The organism is Bradyrhizobium ottawaense, from assembly GCF_002278135.3.
GTDB lineage: Bacteria > Pseudomonadota > Alphaproteobacteria > Rhizobiales > Xanthobacteraceae > Bradyrhizobium > Bradyrhizobium ottawaense.
Window position 1 is genome coordinate 5,957,721 of record NZ_CP029425.2, and the last position, 19,747, is coordinate 5,977,467.

Annotated in this window: 15 protein-coding genes; 8 read left to right on the forward strand and 7 right to left on the reverse strand. The window is 64.9% G+C overall.

The features are described from left to right. The first annotated feature begins 163 nt into the window (after positions 1 to 163). Complete coding sequence (locus CIT37_RS28275) at positions 164 to 1,741, forward strand: fatty acid--CoA ligase (RefSeq protein WP_095424971.1); 1,578 nt, start codon at positions 164 to 166, stop codon at positions 1,739 to 1,741. Between the two features lie 165 nt (positions 1,742 to 1,906). Here the strand turns inward: CIT37_RS28275 and CIT37_RS28280 are convergent, their stop codons facing one another. After that, on the reverse strand, positions 1,907 to 3,181 hold the full coding sequence (locus CIT37_RS28280) for an acyl-CoA dehydrogenase family protein (RefSeq protein WP_038947742.1): 1,275 nt from the start codon (positions 3,179 to 3,181) through the stop codon (positions 1,907 to 1,909). A gap of 213 nt (positions 3,182 to 3,394) precedes the next feature. Here CIT37_RS28280 and CIT37_RS28285 point away from each other — a divergent pair, with 213 nt between their 5' ends. Further along, positions 3,395 to 4,174 carry an enoyl-CoA hydratase-related protein gene (locus CIT37_RS28285; protein ID WP_038947741.1) on the forward strand — a complete coding sequence of 260 codons (780 nt, stop codon included), beginning with the start codon at positions 3,395 to 3,397 and terminating at the stop codon, positions 4,172 to 4,174. Positions 4,175 to 4,304: 130 nt separating this feature from the next. Here CIT37_RS28285 and CIT37_RS28290 read toward each other — a convergent pair whose 3' ends face one another. From CIT37_RS28290 to CIT37_RS28300, 3 genes are read right to left on the reverse strand one after another with little or no spacing between them, the layout of a single operon-like run. After that, positions 4,305 to 4,682, reverse strand: a complete 378-nt coding sequence (locus tag CIT37_RS28290) for a DUF6285 domain-containing protein (protein WP_028143266.1) — start codon at positions 4,680 to 4,682, stop codon at positions 4,305 to 4,307. A 3-nt stretch (positions 4,683 to 4,685) separates the two neighbouring features. Continuing rightward, entirely contained in the window at positions 4,686 to 5,672 is a 987-nt protein-coding gene (locus tag CIT37_RS28295) for a phosphotransferase family protein (protein WP_095424972.1), read from the reverse strand. Beyond that, a complete protein-coding gene (locus tag CIT37_RS28300; RefSeq protein ID WP_095424976.1) occupies positions 5,669 to 6,457 on the reverse strand; it encodes an enoyl-CoA hydratase/isomerase in 789 nt (262 codons plus the stop codon). The genes CIT37_RS28295 and CIT37_RS28300 overlap by 4 nt, the downstream gene beginning before the upstream one ends. A 180-nt stretch (positions 6,458 to 6,637) precedes the next feature. Here CIT37_RS28300 and CIT37_RS28305 point away from each other — a divergent pair, with 180 nt between their 5' ends. From CIT37_RS28305 to CIT37_RS28320, 4 genes are all read left to right on the forward strand, one after another. Beyond that, a complete protein-coding gene (locus CIT37_RS28305) occupies positions 6,638 to 7,417 on the forward strand; it encodes an SDR family NAD(P)-dependent oxidoreductase (protein ID WP_095424973.1) in 780 nt (259 codons plus the stop codon). Between the two features lie 131 nt (positions 7,418 to 7,548). Then, entirely contained in the window at positions 7,549 to 7,929 is a 381-nt protein-coding gene (locus tag CIT37_RS28310; RefSeq protein WP_028143269.1) for a VOC family protein, read from the forward strand. A gap of 339 nt (positions 7,930 to 8,268) precedes the next feature. Continuing rightward, entirely contained in the window at positions 8,269 to 9,546 is a 1,278-nt protein-coding gene (locus CIT37_RS28315) for an acyl-CoA dehydrogenase family protein (protein WP_028143270.1), read from the forward strand. 306 nt (positions 9,547 to 9,852) lie between these two features. Next, complete coding sequence (locus CIT37_RS28320) at positions 9,853 to 10,824, forward strand: IS110 family RNA-guided transposase (protein WP_049801720.1); 972 nt, start codon at positions 9,853 to 9,855, stop codon at positions 10,822 to 10,824. 313 nt (positions 10,825 to 11,137) lie between these two features. Here the strand turns inward: CIT37_RS28320 and yghU are convergent, their stop codons facing one another. Next, a complete protein-coding gene (gene yghU / locus CIT37_RS28325) occupies positions 11,138 to 12,013 on the reverse strand; it encodes a glutathione-dependent disulfide-bond oxidoreductase (RefSeq protein WP_095425345.1) in 876 nt (291 codons plus the stop codon). Positions 12,014 to 12,400: 387 nt separating this feature from the next. Here yghU and CIT37_RS28330 point away from each other — a divergent pair, with 387 nt between their 5' ends. Together CIT37_RS28330 and CIT37_RS28335 are read left to right on the forward strand one after the other, a co-directional pair. Then, positions 12,401 to 13,534, forward strand: coding sequence for a nitronate monooxygenase (locus tag CIT37_RS28330; RefSeq protein ID WP_095425346.1), 1,134 nt, complete (start codon positions 12,401 to 12,403; stop codon positions 13,532 to 13,534). A gap of 139 nt (positions 13,535 to 13,673) precedes the next feature. After that, a complete protein-coding gene (locus CIT37_RS28335; protein ID WP_095425347.1) occupies positions 13,674 to 15,182 on the forward strand; it encodes an acetyl-CoA acetyltransferase in 1,509 nt (502 codons plus the stop codon). 147 nt (positions 15,183 to 15,329) lie between these two features. Here CIT37_RS28335 and CIT37_RS28340 read toward each other — a convergent pair whose 3' ends face one another. Both CIT37_RS28340 and CIT37_RS28345 read right to left on the reverse strand, forming a co-directional pair. Continuing rightward, positions 15,330 to 16,526, reverse strand: coding sequence for an efflux RND transporter periplasmic adaptor subunit (locus tag CIT37_RS28340; RefSeq protein ID WP_038973710.1), 1,197 nt, complete (start codon positions 16,524 to 16,526; stop codon positions 15,330 to 15,332). Beyond that, entirely contained in the window at positions 16,513 to 19,692 is a 3,180-nt protein-coding gene (locus tag CIT37_RS28345) for an efflux RND transporter permease subunit (protein WP_038973709.1), read from the reverse strand. Before CIT37_RS28345 ends, CIT37_RS28340 begins: the two co-directional genes overlap by 14 nt. Positions 19,693 to 19,747: the final 55 nt, after the last annotated feature.

Genomic DNA, 19,747 nt, shown 5'->3' on the forward strand with positions numbered 1-19,747 from the left:
CTGGTCACTCCGAGTCTTCGCCAAATCCTTGCTGCGGCGTATGGGTCCCGGATCTGCGCGCGCTTGGGGCGCGCTTGTCCGGGACGACAACGGGGCCACCTTGTCTTCCCCCGCGGATGACGCCACACTCCCGGGCATAAGAACAAGACGCCACGGGAGAAACATGTCCACACAGCCATTGGCAACTCTTGCCGACATGGTGCGCGAACGCGCCAAGAGCCGCGGCAACGCCATCGCCTACGAGTTCGAGGGCCGCCTCACCAGCTTTGCCGAATTCGACGCGAGGACCAACAAGGTCGCCAACGCGCTGATTGCGATGGGCGTGAAGAAGGGTGACCGCATCGCCTATCTCGGCAAGAACAGCGACCTCTATTTTGAGCTGCTGATGGGCGCGATGAAGGCCGGCGTGGTGACGGCGCCGGTGAACTGGCGGCTCGCGGGGCCCGAGGTCGCCTTCATCGTCGAAGATTGCAAAACCACGGTGCTGTTCGTCGGGCCGGAGTTCATCACGCAGGTCCGCCAGATCAGGGATCAGCTGCCGGGCGTGCGCACGGTTATCACCACCGAAGGCGGCGCGCCGGAATGGCAGGACTTTGCGGCGTGGCGGGATGCGCAGAGCGGCGACGATCCCGGGGTGCCGATCGACACGAAAGACATCGCGATCCAGCTCTACACGTCCGGCACCACGGGCAAGCCGAAGGGTGCGATGCTGAGCCACGCCAACTTCCTCAACCTCGTGCAATCAGGCAATGCCGAGGACAAGCCGGAGTGGAACCGGTGGTCGACCGACGACGTCTCGCTGGTGGCCATGCCGGTCTTCCACATCGGCGGCTCCGGCTGGGGCGTGATGGGCCTCTATCACGGCGCCCGCGGCGTGATCGCGCGCGAGTTCGATCCGACCAAGGTTTTGGATTTCTTCGAGCTATCAGGCATCACAAAACTGTTCATGGTGCCGGCGGCGATGCAGTTCGTGGTGCGGCAGCCGCGCGCCAGGACGGTGGACTTTTCACGATTGAAATACATGCTCTATGGCGCCTCACCGATACCGGCGGCGCTGCTGAAGGAGTGCATCGAGGTCTTCAAATGCGGCTTCGTGCAGCTGTATGGGATGACCGAAACCACGGGCACCATCGTCGCGCTCCCGCCGGAGGATCATGTCGAGGGGCTGGAGCGGATGCGCTCGGCCGGCAAGGCGCTGCCGGGTATCGAGATCGCAATCCTCGACGTCGACGGCAAGCCGTTGCCGCCACGAGAGGTCGGCGAGATCGCGACGCGCTCGGGCTCCAACATGGCGGGCTACTGGAATTTGCCGGAGGCGACGGCGTCGACGCTGCGCAGCGACGGCTGGCTGCGCACCGGTGATGCCGGCTATATGGACGAGGACGGCTATCTCTACATCCACGACCGCATCAAGGACATGATCATCTCCGGCGGCGAGAACATCTACCCCGCCGAGGTCGAGAGCGCGCTGTGCGATCATCCCGACGTCGCCGAAGCCGCGGTGATCGGCGTGCCCGACGACAAATGGGGCGAGGCGGTGAAAGCGGTTGTCGTGATGAAGCCCGGCAAACAGGCGAGCGCCACCGACATCATCAACTTCACCCGGACGCGCATCGCCGGCTACAAGACGCCGAAGAGCGTGGAGTTCTTTCCGGCGCTGCCGAGGAATCCGAGCGGCAAGATTTTGCGGCGGCAATTGCGGGAGCCGTATTGGGCGGGGAAGGATAGAAGGGTGAATTGATCCCGCTGTCGTCCCGGACAAGCAAAGCGCAGATCCGGGACCCATAGCCCCAGGGAGAAGTTTGGCGACGACTCGGAGTTACCAGTTCGCGACAAACTTCTCCCTGAGGTTATGGGTCCCCGCGTACGCGGGGACGACTCGCGGAGAGAGAACGCGCGATAACAGTCAATGCTTCCCCGGCCCCATATAGCCGAACAGGAATCCCGCGACCTTCCGCATCTGGATCTCCTCGCTGCCTTCGGTGATCCGGTAGCGGCGGTGGTGGCGGTAGATGTGCTCGAACGGCTTGTGGCGTGAATAGCCCATGCCGCCGTGGACCTGCATGGCGCGGTCGGCGGATTCGCAGCAGAGGCGGTTTGCCCAGTAATTGCACATCGAGACGCGGTCGGAGAGCGTGCGCTCGATCTGCTCCTCGGTGAGCTGGTCCATCTCCCAGGCGGTCTTGCGGATCAGAAGGCGCAGCATCTCGGCTTGCGTGGCAAGCTCGACCAGCGGGAACTGGATCGCCTGGTTCTCGGCCAGCGCCCGGCCAAACGGTTTTCGCTCGCGCGCATACTTTACACTCTCGTTGATGCAATAGACGGCCGCGCCGAGCGAGCTCGCCGCCTGACGGATACGGTTCTGGTGGACAAAGCACTGCGCCAGCGACAGGCCGCGGCCGACCTCGCCGAACAGCGCGTCCTCCGGCACGAACACGTCGGTGAAGCTGACGCGCGGATGATCCGTCGGCATGTTGAAGGTCCACATGTACTCCTCGACCTTGACGCCGTGGCTTTTGGCCGGAACCAGGAAGCAGGTGATGCCGCGGGCATCGCCGTCATTGCCGCTGGTGCGCGCAAACAGCGCGCAGTGCGTCGCGACGTGCATGCCTGTGGTCCACATCTTCTCGCCGTTGATGATCCAGCCCTTGACGTTGTCGCGGGTCGCGGGCACCGCGCGCGTCTCCATGTGGGTGGCGTCGGAGCCGTGATGCGGCTCGGTGAGGCCGAAGGTGATGCGGTACTTGCCCTTGATCGAACCGTCGATCATCGCCTTCTGGTCGTCGCGGCCATAGCGGTCGAGCATGGTGACGACGGGGAAATTGCCGACGATGGAGTGCTCGTTCTGGAGATCGTTGTGCAGGCCGAGACCCTTCGCCGCAAAATGCTCGCGGATCACGGCCATCCAGAGGTTGGAGCCGTCCTTGCCGCCATACTGCCTGGATACCGGAAAGCGGAGATGCCCGGCGGCATCGGCGAGATCCTTGGCCTTGCGCAGCAGCGCCTCCCATTCATGGCGCGGCAGGCCGCCATTCTCGAAATCGGTGCGCGCCCATTCGCGGCGATGATCGAAGAAGCGGATGTTGTCGTCGGCCTCTTCCAGCGGCTTGATCTCGCGTTCGATGAAACGATCGAGCTCTGCGAGATAGGCGACGAGATCGGCAGGCAATGAGAAATCCACAGGTTCTCTCCCGGATTGATTTTATCGTTTTGCGTTAAGGCGCTAGGCGCGTTTCGGCTTCGTGCGATTAAGCTGAGAAGAGCGCGTGCAAGTCAAGCAAAGCGAGGCGTGTGACGCGCGCAAGGCGCATCAGCGCAATTCGATGGTGCTCCAGCGCCGACGCGCGGTAGTATGCGGTCAATATTCCTTGACGAGAAAATGCGGGAGCGCGCGATGGAGCTGAAATTCTCAAGAGTGGAACGCAAGGGGCCGGTCACGATCGTCACACTGTCGCGTCCCGAGGTCTACAACGCGCTGCACACCGACGCGCATTTCGAGCTGCAGAAGGTATTTGACGATTTCTCCGCGGATGCCGAGCAATGGGTCGCGATCGTCACCGGCGCCGGCGACAAGGCGTTCTGCGCCGGCAACGATCTGAAGTGGCAGGCGGCGGGGGGCAAGCGCGGCTGGGACAAGGGCGGCTTTGCCGGCCTCACCGCGCGCTTCGACTGCGACAAGCCTGTTATCGCAGCGGTGAACGGCGTCGCCATGGGCGGCGGCTTCGAGATCGCGCTGGCGTGCGACCTCATCATCGCCTCGGAGAATGCGACCTTCGCCCTGCCCGAGCCGCGCGTCGGCCTTGCCGCGCTCGCCGGCGGCCTGCACCGGCTGCCGCGGCAGATCGGGCTGAAGCGCGCCATGGGCATGATCCTCACCGCGCGCCATGTCAGCGCCAAGGAAGGTTTTGAGCTCGGCTTCGTCAACGAGGTCGTGCCGCAGGGCGAAGCGCTGTCGGGCGCGCTGCGCTGGGCGGACATGATCACCAAGAACTCGCCGATGTCGATCCGCGCGTCCAAGCAGGCGATCCAGAAGGGACTCGGCGTCTCGCTGGAGCAGGCGATCGAGGAACAGCGGGAGTATCCGGCGGTGAAGGCGATGGTGGCCTCGCAGGACTACATCGAAGGCCCGAAGGCGTTCTCGGAGAAGCGGCCGCCGAAATGGGTGGGGAAGTGACCGCGCTTTGCGCGGTCATTCCGGGGCGCGCCGACAGGCGCGAGCCCGGAATCCATCGGGCGGCAGAACGCGCGGATCAACGGATTCCGGGCTCGTCGCTACGCGACGCCCCGGAATGACGGGGCGCCGCCTACCCGCCCCGCCCCAGCTCACGCTTGTACGACGCGTAATTCGGCTGATCGACGGCGAGCTTGTCCATCGTGGTCGCCCACAGGTGCTCGGCAAGGCCCGGCGTTGCGAGGTCGACCTCGCCCTTGGCGATGCGCTCGGCGAGCGCGTGGTTGAGTTCGGTCACCGAGCCGTCGATGCCCAGCAGCGCGCGCAGGCGCGCCACTTCCTCAGCATCACTCCCCTCCTCCCGCGTCAGCTGTCGCGTGACGAGGTCGAGGATGTTGATGGCGACGCGCAGCTTGAAGGCCTGGTGACCGCTGATCAGCGGCGTGATGTCGTTGCGCAAGAAATCGGCGACCGATTTGGTCAGCTCGATCGGGGTCGGTTCGTCCTGCATGCGTCAGCTCCCGCGCGGCGCCAAGAGCCGCAACAGATCGATTTCGGTCTCGCTCGCGCGGCGGCCGATCATGGCGCGTTCCATGGAATGGTCAGGGCCCTCGCGAAAGCGCTGCATCATGCCGCCGCACATGATGCCCCAGCGCAGCGTGCCCATCACTTCCCAGAATTTGACGCGCACCTGATCGACCTTGCGGCCGGCAGCCTCGTAGCCCGCAAACAGCTCCTCGCGTGTGCCAAAACCGCCGACGGGCTTGTCGATCTCGCCGAAGCGCCAGGAGTTGACGCAGACCCAGCCGAGATCCTCCATGGGATCGCCGAGATGGGCGAGCTCCCAGTCGAGCACGGCGCGCACGCCATCGCGGCCGATGATGAGATTGCCGTTGCGGAAATCGCCGTGCACCAGCGTCTCCTCGGCCGACGGACCGGGATCGTTGTCGCGCAGCCAGCGCAGCGCCAGCTCGAATACCGGCTTGGGCCAGTTCAGGCTGCGATAGTCGCGCTCGAACTCGGAAATCTCCTGGGTCGCCGACCTGCTGCGCAGCTCGGGCAGCCTGTCCTTTGGCAGTCGATGCAGGCCTGCGAGAATGCCGCCGATCTGCCGCGCCAGATGCGGCCGCGCGGCCGCATATTCGTCATCGCGAAGAATCTTGCGCGCGATGGTCTCGCCCTCGATCCGCTGCATGATGAAGCCGGTGCCGAGATCATCTTCCGGCACGAGCACATGCATTACCCGCGGCGACGGCACGCCGGCCTCATAAGCGAGCTGCATCAGCTGCGCCTCAGCCGCAAGGCCCGCCGCGCGCGTCGGCGCTGCGCCATACCCCTTCGGCGAGCGGCGCAGGATTGCGCCGATCACGCCATCGGGATGCGTGATGTCGAAGCGCCAGGTTTCCTGGCTGGCACCGCCCGACAGTTTGGCCGCAGAGGTCGCGCCGGTCGCGCCGTTGCACCAGCGTTGGACGCTGCGCGAAAGCTCAGTCTCGATCATTTGCCTTTGAACTGCGCGGGACGCTTCTCCAGGAACGCGCCCACGCCCTCGCGGAAATCCTGGGTGTCGCCGGCGCGGAGCTGGCACTGGAATTCGAGGTTGAGCTGATCCTCGAAGGAATTTTCGGGACTGTCCCAATAGAGCTTGCGGATCAGCGACAGCGCCACCGTCGGGCCGCTGGCGAGATCGCGCGCGAGCTTCATCGCCTCCTCCATCAGCACACCGTCGTCATAGACGCGGTTGACGAGGCCCCATTCCAGCGCCTTCTCGGCCGGCAGCCGCTCGCCCATCAGCGACAATTCGATCGAGCGCGCCCGGCCGACGAGGCGCGGCAACAGCCAGGTCGAGCCGCAATCCGGCACGAGACCGATGCGGCGGAAAGCCTGCAGGAAGTACGAGGACCGCGCGCACAAAATCATGTCGCCGAGCAGCGCGAAGCTCATGCCGGCGCCCGCCGCCGGACCGTTGACCGCGGTGACGATCGGGCAATGCAGATTGCGAATGCAGCGCAGGAAGGGGTGAAAGCCGGTCTCCAGCGTCAGGCCGGCCTTGGTCTTCTTCGACTGGTTGTTGCGCCCTTGCAGATTGGCGCCGGTACAGAAGGCGCGGCCCGCGCCGGTCAGCACCACGCAGCGCACCTCATCCTTCTTCTCCTCGATCGCATCGAGCGCCTCGGCAAGACCGCCCAGCATATCCACGGAGACCGCGTTCATCACCTCCTGATGGTCGAGCCTGAGGACCGCGACCGAGCCATCGAAATCGAGCGTGACGTGTTTGAACTGCATGGTTTCCTCGTGAGTTGTGGCCTGCGTCAGTTTCGCAGACCGGAATTCGTTTTGTCGGGGCGCATATTTGATTTTTGGCGCGGTCTTGTCCATGGTGATCAGAGCATAGCAAGCAATCTTGCGCGCAGCGGCTGATGCGCCGCATCCCAAGATGTCTCGCCCAAAAACAGGAAACGCGGCATGAACCTTTTCGACCTCTCCGGCCGCGTCGCCGTGATCACCGGCGGTAATGGCGGTATCGGCCTCGGCATCGCGCGGGCGCTCGCCAGCCAGGGCTGCAATGTCTCGATCTGGGGCCGCAATGCCGACAAGAACAAGGCCGCGGCCGCGAGCATGGCGGGGCTATCAGGCAAGGTCGATGCCCGCGTCTGCGACGTCACCGATCCGGCCTCGGTCAACGCCGCGATGAAGGCGACGCTCGACATTTTCGGCCGGGTCGACGGCTGCTTCGCCAATGCCGGCATCGGCGGCGGCGGCCGGCGTTCCTTCATCGAGCGCACCGAGGAAGAATGGCGCACGATGTTTGCGACCAATCTCGACGGCGTGTTTCACGCGTTCCAGGCCGCGGCGAGACACATGACCGATCGCGCCAATGCCGGCGATCCCTTCGGCCGGCTGGTCGCGACCTCGAGCCTCGCCTCGATCTTCGGCACCGCGCGCAACGAGCATTATGCGGCAACCAAGGCCGCGATCAACGCGCTGGTGCGCGCGCTCGGCGTCGAGCTCGCCCGCCACGGCGTCACCGCGAATGCGATCCTGCCGGGCTGGATCAAGAGCGACATGACGTCGGGTCTCATGGCCAACGAAAAATTCGTCGCCAACGTGATGCCGCGGATTCCGGTGCGGCGCTTCGGCGAGGCATCCGATTTCGGCGGCATCGCGGTCTATCTGATGAGCAAGGCGTCGTCGTATCACACGGCCGATACGTTCGTGATCGACGGCGGCTATACGGCGTTCTGAGATTTCGCAGGGTGGGCGAAGGCGCTCTTGCGCCGTGCCCACCGTGAGCATTTTCGAATGTCGTGGTGGGCACGCTGCGCTTTGCCCACCCTACGGCTTCTCGTTTTGTCAGCGCAGAAGGGAATGGGCAAATGTTCTCACACATCATGATCGGCACCAACGACCTCGACAAGGCCAAGTCGTTCTACGACGACCTGCTGAGCACGCTCGAAGTGCGGCCGGCCAGGGTCGACGGCCACCGCATCTTCTACATCACCAAGACCGGCGTGTTCTCGGTGTCGAAGCCGATCAACGGCGAGCCGGCGACTTGCGCGAATGGCGGCACCATCGGCTTTGCCTGCAATTCACCGGAGCAGGTCGACAAATGGCATGCAGCCGGGATCGCGGCGGGCGCAAAATCGATCGAGGATCCGCCCGGCATCCGCCAGGGCCCCGGCGGCAAGCTCTATCTCGCCTATTTGCGCGACCTCGACGGCAACAAGATCTGCGCGATGCATCGGATGCCGAGCTGAGCTACACACTCGGTGTCGTCCCGGCGAAAGCCGGGACCCATAACCACAGGGAGAAATGAGGGCACGAAGCTCTCAACTCCGAGTCATCGCCAAACCACTCCCTGTGGCATCGCGACGAGCGCCAAGCGCTCGCGCGGAGGTCCCGGATCTGCGCTTCGCTTGTCCGGGACGACACCGGCGAGGGAGCGCCGCCCTCCACGCCATTCAAACAACATTTCAAACGACCCAGCGATATTCCATCGCGTGGCATGGCTGCGCGTGAAAAATGCGCGCTCGCACTTTGGCCGCGCTGCGACTATTCTCGTGACCAGAACGATCTCAGCGTCCCCGGGAGGAACAATGACAAAACACACCTATATTCCCCGCACCACCAACTACACCCTCAACCCCGGCGACGAGCTCAACGACCTCCGGATGTCGGACCAGGTCCGGCCGCTCTATGATCACGTCAAGAAGTTCATCCGCGACACCGTCGAACCGATGTCGATCGAGTTCGCCAAGGCGGGCGAAGGCAAGGAGGATCGCTGGAGCTTCACGCCGAAGCAGCTCGAGGTGCTGGAAAAGGCCAAGAACAAGGCCAAGCAGGAGGGCCTCTGGAACTTCTTCCTGCCCGACGATGAGACCGGCCAAGGCCTGAAGAATCTCGATTACGCCTATATCGCCTCCGAGCTCGGCAAGAGCCCGCTGGCGTCCGAGAGCATGAACTGCTCGGCGCCCGACACCGGCAACATGGAGGTGCTGGAGCGCGTCGGCACCAAGGAGCAGAAGGAGAAGTGGCTGAAGCCGCTGCTCAACGGCGAGATTCGCTCGGCCTATGTCATGACCGAGCCGAACGTCGCCTCCTCCGATGCAAAGAACATCTCGACGACTGCAAAGCTCGTCGGCGACGAATGGGTCATCAACGGCGAGAAGTATTACATTTCCGGCGTGGGCGATCCCCGCTGCAAGATCCTGATCGTGATGGTGAAGACCAATCCGGACGCGGCGCCGAGCAAGCAGCAGTCGCAGATCCTGGTGCCGCGCGACACGCCCGGCGTCGAGGTGCTCGGCCCGATGTACGTGTTCGGGCAGGACCACGCCCCGCGCGGCCACATGCACATGCGCTTCAACAATGTGCGCGTGCCCAAGGAGAACATGCTGCTCGGCGAAGGCCGCGGCTTCGAGATCTCGCAGCTCCGCCTCGGCCCCGGCCGCATCCATCACTGCATGCGCACCATCGGCAAGGCCGAGAAGGCGCTGGATCTGATGGTGCAGCGTGGCCTCACCCGCGAAGCCTTCGGCAAGAAGATCGCCCATCTCGGCGGCAACATGCAGATCATCGCCCAGGCGCGCTGCGAGATCGAGGCGATGCGGCTGATGGTGCTGAAGGCGGCCAAGGCGATGGACGTGCTCGGCAACAAGGAGGCCCGCGTCTGGGTCTCCATGGTCAAGGCCATGGTGCCGGAGCGCGCCTGCAAGATCATCGACCAGGCGATCCAGATGCACGGCGCTACCGGCATCTCGCACTGGACCCCGCTCGCCGAGATGTATCAGGACGTCCGCCATCTGCGCTTTGCGGATGGCCCGGACGAGGTGCACTGGATGGTTGTGGGACGCCACGAGCTGAGCATGGCGTGATCAGATGCCGTAGGGTGGGCAAAGGCGCTTCGCGCGCCGTGCCCACCATCTCTCTGTTGCAAGAAGTGCGTGGGCACGCTTTCGCTTTGCCCACCCTTGTATTAGCGCGCCGGATTAGAATGGCCTGGTTCCGTGAGGAATGGCCCAGCCCGGGTGGCCGCCCGAGCTGGGCCGCCGATCGATCGGATCGATGCCCACCGAAGCCTTGAGGGCTGCGTTTTGTAGCAAGATCGCGGTCGGCACTTCATCGGGACCCGCATGGTTGAACGAACTTCAGGTTCGCATCACAAGGGAGGGTCGAGGAAGATGGCCAAACGTAACACGATCTGTGCTGGAATCGATACCAGCAAAGATAAGCTCGACGTGGCGCTCGATGGCAGTTCGGAGGAGCTGCAGGTCAAGAACACGGCGGAAGGCCACCAGGAGCTGGTGGAGTGGCTGAAGCGCCACAAGGTCAAGCGGGTTGGGATCGAGGCAAGCGGTGGTTACGAGCAGGCGGCGGTCGCCGAACTGCGACGCCAGCGGTTTGTCGTCATCGTGTTTCAGCCGATCCAGGTCCGCGCCTATGCCACGTTCCATTTGCAACGGGCCAAGAACGACAAAATGGATGCCGCATTGATTGCGGCCTGCACCGCCGCGGTCAAGAAGATCCATCCCGCTCCAGACCCCCGGCTGCAGCCTTTTGCCGTGCATCTGACGATGATCGACCAGATCAAGGAGGACATCGCAAAGCTCAAGAATCGGCTGGAGAGCTGCCCTGACGAACGTATCCAGAAGTTCTGGAAGGAGCAGATCGCTCTGTTGGCCAAGCACAGACGAGCCGAGTTCAAGGCCCTGGTGGCAGCGATCCGCAAGCATCGCGATCTCGCCGCACGGCTCGATCTGATCTACAGCGTTGGCGGCAGCGGCTTGCCGACCGCGGTTGCCATCTTGATCAGGATGCCCGAGATCGGTCAGATCACCCGCGAGCAAGCCGCAGCCCTCACCGGGCTTGCGCCGTACGATGACGACAGCGGCAAGCATGTCGGCGCCCGCAGGATTGACGGCGGACGCCAGCGCTTGCGTCAGGCGCTCTACACCGCAGCTCTTCCGGCATCCTTCCGCTGGAATCCGCAGCTCATGGCCCTGTACAGCCGGCTGATCGCCGCCGGCAAGGGCCACAAGCGCGCGCTGGTCGCCTGTGCCAGGAAGCTGATCGTCATCATCAACGCCGTCGTCGCCCGCGGAACACCGTGGGTCGCCGAACCGCCTAGAACCGCGAGTGTGTCCGTCACCTGATCTCGTTTCTTTGTTCGATCAGGCGACCGTTTCTTCGTCCCGACCTGCCGTCAAGACGACGCCGCGCGTCGCGGCCGTCAAGGATGGCCGTCGCGCTCGTCTCACCTCACGTCGACTGCCGCCAGGCCACGCCTTGACGGCCGCAAGCACGGCGTCATGCTCGCGGAAATCGGGCGTGCTTTAATGGTTGCTACGGAAGATCGTAGGGCGGATTAGCGAAGCGTAATCCGCCGACTTTCGCGTGACGAAGATGGCGGATTACGCCTGCGGCTAATCCGCCCTACGCAGTGGACTCGCGGAGAGTGAGCACCGCCTACGTCGCCGCTTCGATCTTGTCCTGCGTCTTCGTCTCGAAATCGCTCGCATCGTGCCGCTCGTGCAGCTGGCTGGCGGGATCGCCCGAGACGCGGTTGACCATGCGGCCGCGCTTCACGGCGGGGCGCTGCGCGATCTGGTCGGTCCAGCGCTGCACGTTCTTGTAGTCCTGCACCGAGAGGAATTCGCCGGCGCCATAGACCAGCCCCTTGGCGAGCGCGCCGTACCAGGGCCACACCGCCATGTCGGCGATCGTATACTCCTTGCCCGCGAGATATTCGTTGTCGGCAAGGCGCCGGTCGAGCACGTCGAGCTGGCGCTTGGTCTCCATCGCGAAACGGTCGATGGCGTATTCGATCTTGGTCGGCGCATAGGCGTAGAAATGGCCAAAACCGCCGCCGAGATAGGGCGCGCTGCCCATCTGCCAGAACAGCCAGGACATCGCCTCGGTGCGGCTCTTGATGTCCTTCGGCAGGAAGGCGCCGAACTTCTCGGCGAGATAAAGCAGGATCGAGCCGGACTCGAACACCCGGATCGGCTCCGGACCGGAGCGGTCCATCAGCGCGGGGATCTTGGAGTTCGGGTTGATGTCGACGAAGCCGCTGCCGAACTGGTCGCCGTTGCCAATTCTGATCAGCCAGGCGTCGTATTCGGCCCCCTTGTGGCCGAGCGCCAGAAGTTCCTCCAGCATCACCGTGACCTTCACCCCGTTCGGCGTCGCCAGCGAATAGAGCTGGAAGGGATGCTTGCCGACCGGCAGCTCCTTGTCGTGGGTGGGACCGGCGATCGGGCGGTTGATGCTGGCGAACTGCCCGCCATTTTCCTTGTTCCAGGTCCAGACCTTGGGCGGCACGTAGGCGGGGGTGTCGGTCATGCGAGGGGCTCCGGCGGAAAGATGCGCCTGCATTAATTAGCCCGCGAATGGCCGATGACAAGCCCTCCGAGCTGCATTGCCGGGCGGGGCGTCTCACCGTTTCGTCATGGCAAGCTTCCTCCCCGTCATGCCGGGGCCGCAGGGGCGAGCCCGAAAATCCGTCGCGCCGCCGGGAACGCTCTGAAAAATGGATTCCGGGTTCTCGCTGACGCGAGCCCCGGAATGACGGCGTCACCCAGGACGCCGCGGCCTGCGGGTAGAGCGCGACGTCTACACACAAGATGCCTCGCCGAATCCGGCCTGTCATCGTGAGTGACGATCAGCTAGCGTCACCTTGCTTCGCGCACGAAAGCAACGAGAACGCGAAGGCCGCCGGGAGAGAGAGCCATGAAATCGCCGATCTGCGACATGCTGGGCATAGAATTCCCACTGCTGGCCTTCAGCCATTGCCGCGATGTCGTCGCCGCCGTCAGCCGCGCCGGCGGCTTCGGCGTGCTCGGCGCCACCGTGCACACGCCCGATACGCTCGAACGCGAGCTGAAGTGGATCGACGATCACGTCGACGGCAAGCCCTACGGCATCGACGTGCTGATCCCTGAGAACATCTCGACCGCGGGCGAGAAGGACGTCACCTGGAAGAGCCTGGAAGCGCGCGTGCCGCAGGAGCACCGAACCTACACGCGCGAGCTCCTGAAGAAGTACAATATCGAGCTGACGACCACGGAGGTCGCAGCCGATCAGCCGCAGCCGTTCGACGGAAAGACAGCGCTGCAGCTGCTCGAGGTGTCCTTCAATCATCCGATCCGCCTGATCGCCAATGCGCTGGGCGTGCCGCCGAAGGCCATGATCGAGATGGGCAAGAAGCACGGCGTCCCCGTTGCGGCGCTGGTCGGTGCCAAGGAGCACGCGCTGCGTCAGGTCGCGGCCGGCGTCGACATTCTCGTGGTGCAGGGCACCGAGGCCGGCGGCCATTGCGGCGAGGTCTCGACCATGGTGCTGGTGCCCGAGGTGATCAAGGCGATCAAGCCCATCCGCGACGTGCCGGTGCTGGCGGCCGGCGGCATCATGACGGGGCGGCAGATGGCGGCGTGCATGGCGATGGGCGCGGCCGGCGCCTGGACCGGTTCGGTGTGGCTTGCGACGGTGGAGGCCGAGACCACGGAGATCTTTCGCGAGAAGATGATCGCGGCCTCTTCCCGTGATGCAGTCCGCTCGAAAGGCCGCACCGGCAAGCCGGCGCGCCAGCTCCGCTCGGTCTGGACCGATGCCTGGGATCGCGCGCCGGACAGCCCTGGCGCACTGCCGATGCCGCTGCAAAGCGTCATCAGCCGCGACGCCTTCAACTCGATCGATCACGCGGCGGCGAGCGGTAACGCCAAGGCGCGCGACCTCGTCAGCTATTTCGTCGGCCAGGGCGTCGGGCTGGTCGACAGCGTGAAGTCGGCGGGCGCGGTGGTGCAGGAGTTCAAGGAAGATTTCGCCGAAGCCGTTGAGCACATGAACGCGCTGGTGGCGGAGTAGGTGTAGACCCTCATGGTGAGAAGGCGCGCAAGTGCCGTCTCGAACCATGAGAGCCCGCGGCCCATCCTTCGAGACACCTGCTTCGCAGGCTCCTCAGGATGAGGTCTGAGATGTCTGAGAGAGTGAAGAAGCAAGAACAATGGCGACCGTTTCCCCTGACCGCATCCCCGTCATCGTCGGCATCGGCGAGATCGTTGACCGTCCCAAGGAGATCACCGACGGCCTCGAGCCGCTCGACCTGCTGGAGCAGGCGCTGCGGCGCGCGGAAACAGATGCCGGCGCAAAGCTGCTGGGCGAGGTGCAGTCGCTCGATGTCGTCAACTTCCTGAGCTGGCGCTACCGCGATCCGGAGCAGCTGTTGGCGCAGCGCCTCGGCATCACGCCTTCGCATTGCTATTACGGCCCGGTCGGCGGCGAGAGCCCGATCCGCTACATCCACGAGGCGGCCAAGCGCATCGCACGCGGCGAATGCACCGTGGCCGCGGTCTGCGGTGCCGAGGCGCAGTCGACTGCAACCAAGGCCGAGCGCACTGGGGCAAAGCTGCCGTGGACGCCGTTCGCCCATGATGTCGAGGAGCCCAAGCGCGGTGCGGCGTTCCAGAAGCCGCTGGCGGTGAAGCTCGGCGTGTTCCGCCCCGTCACGGTCTATCCGTTCTACGAGGCCGCCTCCTCCGCGCATTGGGGCCAGACGCCGCGCGAGGCGATGGCGGAATCAGGCACGCTATGGTCGCGCTATTCGGAAGCCGCCGCGCAAAATCCCAATGCCTGGCTGAAGCGGCGTTATGCGCCGGAGGAGATCACGACGCCGACGGCGGACAACCGGCTGATCGCCTGGCCCTATAACAAGCTGATGGTCGCCAACCCCAGCGTCAACATGGGCGGTGCGCTGCTGGTCACCAGCCTCGCCAAGGCGCGTACGCTCGGTATCGCGGAGAGCAAGCTGGTCTATCCGCTCGGCGGGGCCTCGGCGGAAGAGCCGCGCGACTATCTCCTGCGCGACCAGTTCTACGAGAGCCATCCGCAGAACGCGGTGCTGAAAGCGGTGATGGACCTTGCCGGCGGCGATGGCAAAAACTTCGACGCCATCGAGCTCTATAGCTGCTTCCCCTGCGTGCCCAAGATGGCGCGGCGGACGCTTGGTCTCGGCGCCGACGTGCAGCCGACCGTGACCGGCGGCCTCACCTTCTTCGGCGCGCCGCTCAACACCTACATGACGCATGCGGCCTGCGCGATGGTGCGGCGTGTGCGTGACGGCGCAAAGCTTGGCCTGCTCTATGGCCAGGGCGGCTTCGTCACCAAGCATCACGCACTGGTGGTGGCGAAGGCGCCGCCGCGCGAGGCGCTGGCGCAGGAGACGAGCGTGCAAGGCGAGGCCGATCGCAACAAGCGCGCGGTGCCGGAGTTCATCACGGAGGCCTCGGGCAAGGGCAAGGTCGAGAGCTTTACGGTGCTCTACGGCCGCGGCGGCGAGGTCGAGCACGGCGTGGTGATGCTGCGGACGGAAGATGATAGGCGCACGCTGGCGCGGGTGCCGGCGAGCGATAGCGCGACGCTGGCGCATCTGCTGAACATGGATCGCACGCCGGTGGGATCGCTCGGGGAGATCGCCATGGCTGCGGACGGCGTGCCGGAGTGGCGCGTGGCGTGATCTCTCGTGTCCCGGACGCGGTGCGGCGCGAAGTGCCGCTCCGCAGAGCCGGGACCCAGAAAGCGACACTGTACTCTGAGGAGAGATGGGCCCCGGCTCTGCAGCGCATCACTGCGTGCTGCGCTGCGTCCGGGGCACGAGACCGCCCTACCCCTTCGGCGCCTGCTTTTCCGACGCGGTCGCCGGCTTGGCCTTGGCGCCGACCACGCGCACCGCATCGCCGTCCGAGAGGCCGTCCGGCGGCGCGGTGATGACGCGGTCGTCCGCTGATATGCCCGAGGCGAGTTCGATCTCGCGGCCGAGGTCGCGGGCGATGGTCACCGGCTTGAACAGCACCTTGTCATCAGTCCCGACGGTCGCGACGCGCAGCCCGTTGCTGTTGAAGATCAACGCGCTGGCGGGGATGCTGAGCGGCGCGGAATCGCGCTGGAGGTTGAGCTTGACGCTGGCATAGCCGCCGGGCATCAGCTCTCCGTTCGAATTGTCGAGCCCGAGTTGCATGCGCGTGGTGCCGGAGGCGACGTCGACGGCCTGCGAGGACGCCTCCACCGTCGCCTGGAACGTCCGGTTCGGATACTCCGGCAGCGCGATGGTGGCCTTGGCGCCGATCTTGATCGCCGGCACGTAGTTCTGGGGCACGTTGACGTAGACGCGCAGCTTGGTGATGTCGGAGATCACGAACATCGCCGGGCCCGAGCCGCCACCGGCATTGATCAACGCGCCGACATCGGTGTCGCGCGCGGTGACGACGCCGTCGAACGGCGCGGTGATCTTCTTGTAGCCGGCCAGCGCTTCCAGCCGCTCGACATTGGCTTTGCCCGAATTGACCGCGGCATTCTTGTTGGAGAGATCGGCGGTGCGCTCGTCGATCTCCTGCGCCGAGACGAAGTTGGAGGCGACCAGCGTCTTGCGCCGGTTCAGCGTCGCTTCCGACAGCCTGGCGCTGGCCTGCTGGCTGGCGAGGTCGGCTCTAGCCTGCAGCAGTTGCTGATCGAGGTCCGGCGCCTCGATCTCGGCGATCACCTGCCCGGCCTTGACGCGGGCACCGATATCGGCGCTCCAGCTCTTCAGATAGCCCGACACGCGGGCGAAGATCGGGGCGCGATAATAGGCTTCCAGCCGGCCCGGCAGATCGATGGTAGCATTGAGCGCCTTGGCGCTGGGCTGGGTTACCGCGACGCTGGGAACGGCCTGATCATCGGTCCATTCCTTCAATTGGGAGCCCTGCTCCTCGCGCGCGCGAATACCGGTGCCGACGACGAGGCCGGCCGCGATCAGCGCCACCACGCCGAAGATGCCCAGTTTCCGGTGCGACACCGGCGAGCGGGGTTCAGTGGGCGACATGCGAGGTCTCCAATGGGGCGGCGGCTTTGGCGCCTTGTTTCTTGTGGACCATGCTGAATACCACGGGAACGAACATCAGCGTGGCAAAGGTTGCAAAGATCAGGCCGCCGATCACGGCGCGGCCGAGCGGCGCATTCTGCTCGCCGCCCTCGCCCAGCCCCAGCGCCATCGGCGCCATGCCGATGATCATGGCGAGCGCGGTCATCAGTACCGGGCGGAACCGGACGAAGCCGGCTTCCAGCGCGGCGGCAATGGGATCACCGAGCTCCTCGTAGCGTTCGCGCGCGAAGGAGATCACGAGCACGCTGTTGGCGGTGGCAACGCCCATGCACATGATGGCGCCGGTGAGCGCGGGGACCGACAGCGTCGTCCCTGTCGCGAACAGCATCCAGACGATGCCGGCGAGCGCGGCCGGCAGCGCCGTGATGATCACGAACGGATCGGACCAGGACTGGAAGTTCACGACGATCAGGAAATAGATCAGCACGACGGCACCGAGCAGACCGAACAACAGGCCGGTGAAGGCGCTGTTCATGGTCTGCACCTGCCCGAGCAGCACTACCGAAGAGCCCTTCGGCACTTCCTTGGCAGTGTCGGCGATCACCTTGCGGATATCGGCGGCGACCGCGCCGAGATCGCGGCCCGAGGTCGTCGCAAAGATCTGCACCATCGACTGGATGTCGTATTGCGAGACAACCGCGCTCGAGCTCGAACGCCTGATGTCGGCGATGCCGCCGAGGATCGGCGACTGCGCATTGCCGGCCGCGGTGATCGGCAGCGTCTGCAGCGCGCTGAGCGAATCGATCTGGTACTGCGGCGTCTGCATCACGATCGAGTAGGACACGCCGTTCTCGGGGTTGAGATAGTAGGTCGGCGCCACCTGCGAGGAGCCGGCGAGATTGACCACGAGGCTGTTGGTGACGTCGCGCTCGGTCAGGCCGACATATTGCGCGCGGGTGCGGTCGACATCGATGTTGAAGGTCGGCGCGTTCGGCGACTGCTGGATCCGTGCATCGGCAACGCCTGGGATCCGGCGGACCTTGGCCAGCAGATTGTTGGCGTAAGCGAAATTGGCGGCGAGATTGGCGCCGCGGATCTGCAGGTCGATCGGCGCCGGCGCGCCGAAATTCAGGATCTGGCTGACGATGTCGGCGGGTAGGAACGCGAAGCTGACGCCGGGGAACAGTCGCGGCAGCTGCTCGCGCAGCACGCGTACGTGTTCCTCGGTCGGCTTGTGGCCTTCTCTCAGCTTGATCTGGATGTCGCCGTCCTGCGGGCCGATCACGCCGGTGTTGTTGTAGGTCATGTTGATGCCGGAGATCGGCATGCCGATGTTGTCGGTCATGGTCTCGATCTCGCCTGGGATCAGCTTGCGGACCGCTTTCTGCACGTCGGCGAGCTGGTTGGCGGTCTCCTCGACGCGGGTGCCGACCTGGGTGCGGACATGCATCAGGATGTTGCCGGCATCGACCGCGGGAAAGAAGTTGCGGCCGAGGAACGGCACCAGCGCGAAGGATGCGCCGACCACACAGAGGAAGCCGATCACGAACACCGCGCGGTGCGCCAGCGCCAGCCCGAGGAAGCCATGGTAGCCGCCGCGGATGCGCTCGAACCGTGCCTCGAAGCCACGCTGGAACCAGACGAGCGGATTGCGCGATTTCGGCGGCCCGCCCTCGTGATGGACATGCGCCTGCAACAGATAGTTCGCCATGGTCGGCACCAGCGTGCGCGACAGGATGAACGACCAGATCATCGCGAACATCACGGCTTCCGCCATCGGCACGAACAGGAAGCGCGCGACGCCCGAGAGGAAGAACATCGGCACGAACACGATGCAGATGCACAGCAGCGACACGAAGGCCGGCGTCACGATCTGGTTGGCGCCGTCGAGGATCGACTGCTCGACCGGCTTGCCCTGCTCCAGGTGGTAGTTGATGTTCTCGATCGTGACGGTGGCGTCGTCGACGAGGATGCCGACCGCGAGCGCGAGCCCGCCGAGCGTCATGATGTTGAGCGTTTCGCCGATCGCCGACAGCATGATGATGGCGCCCAGCACCGACAGCGGGATCGAGACCGCGATGATGATGGTCGAGCGCCAGCTGCCGAGGAACAACAGGATCATGACGCTGGTGAGCAGGGCCGCGATCACGCCTTCGACGGCGACGCCTTGAATCGCGCCGCGGACGAACACCGACTGGTCACCGATGAAGCCGATCTTGAGCGCGTCGGGGAGCTGGTCCTTGACGTCGATGACCTTCTGCTTGATGCCGGCGATGATGTCGAGCGTCGAGGTCGCGCCCGCCTTCAGCACCATCATCAGCACCGAGCGGTTCCCGTCGACATGGACGATGTTGGTCTGCGGCGGATTGCCGTCGCGCACGGTGGCGACGTCGCGCACATAGACCATGGCGCCGTTGACGGTCTTGATCGGGAGGTTACCGAGCTCGTCGATCCGAAGCGGCGAGTTGTTGAGCTGGATGTTGTACTCGAACTGCCCGATCTTCTGGGTGCCGACCGGCGTGATCAGGTTTTGCGCGGCGAGCGCATTGGCGACGTCCTGGCCGGACAGGCCGCGAGCCTGCAGCGCGGTGGGATCGAGGTCGATCTGGACCTGGCGCTGCTTGCCGCCGAATGGATAGGGGATCGCCGCGCCGGGCACGGTGACCAGCGGCGTGCGCAGATTGTTGATGCCGATATCGGCGAGGTTCTGCTCGGTCAGGCCGTCGCCCGACAGCGCCACCTGGATGATCGGCACGGTGGAGGCCGAGTAGTTCAGGATCAAGGGCGGCGTCGCGCCGGGCGGCATCTGCTTGATCAGCGTCTGCGAGATCGCGGTGACCTGGGCGTTGGCGGTACGGATGTCGACGTTGGGCTGGAAGAAGATCTTGATGATGCCAAAGCCGTTGTAGGAATTGGCCGTGATGTGCTCGATGTCGTTGACCGTCGTCGTCAGCGCGCGTTGGAACGGCGTGGTGATGCGGCCCGACATCTGGTCCGGCGGCAGGCCGGTGTACTGCCAGACCACGCCGATCACGGGAATGCGGATGTCCGGAAAGATGTCGGTCGGGGTCCGCAGCGCCGCGAGCGGTCCGATGATCAGCAGCAAGAGTGCCAGCACGACGAACGTATAGGGCCGGCTCAGGGCAATACGGACCAGAGCAATCATGCGCCAGGCAAATCCGGGTCAGATGAGAATACGGAATCTGCCCCCACGGCGATCC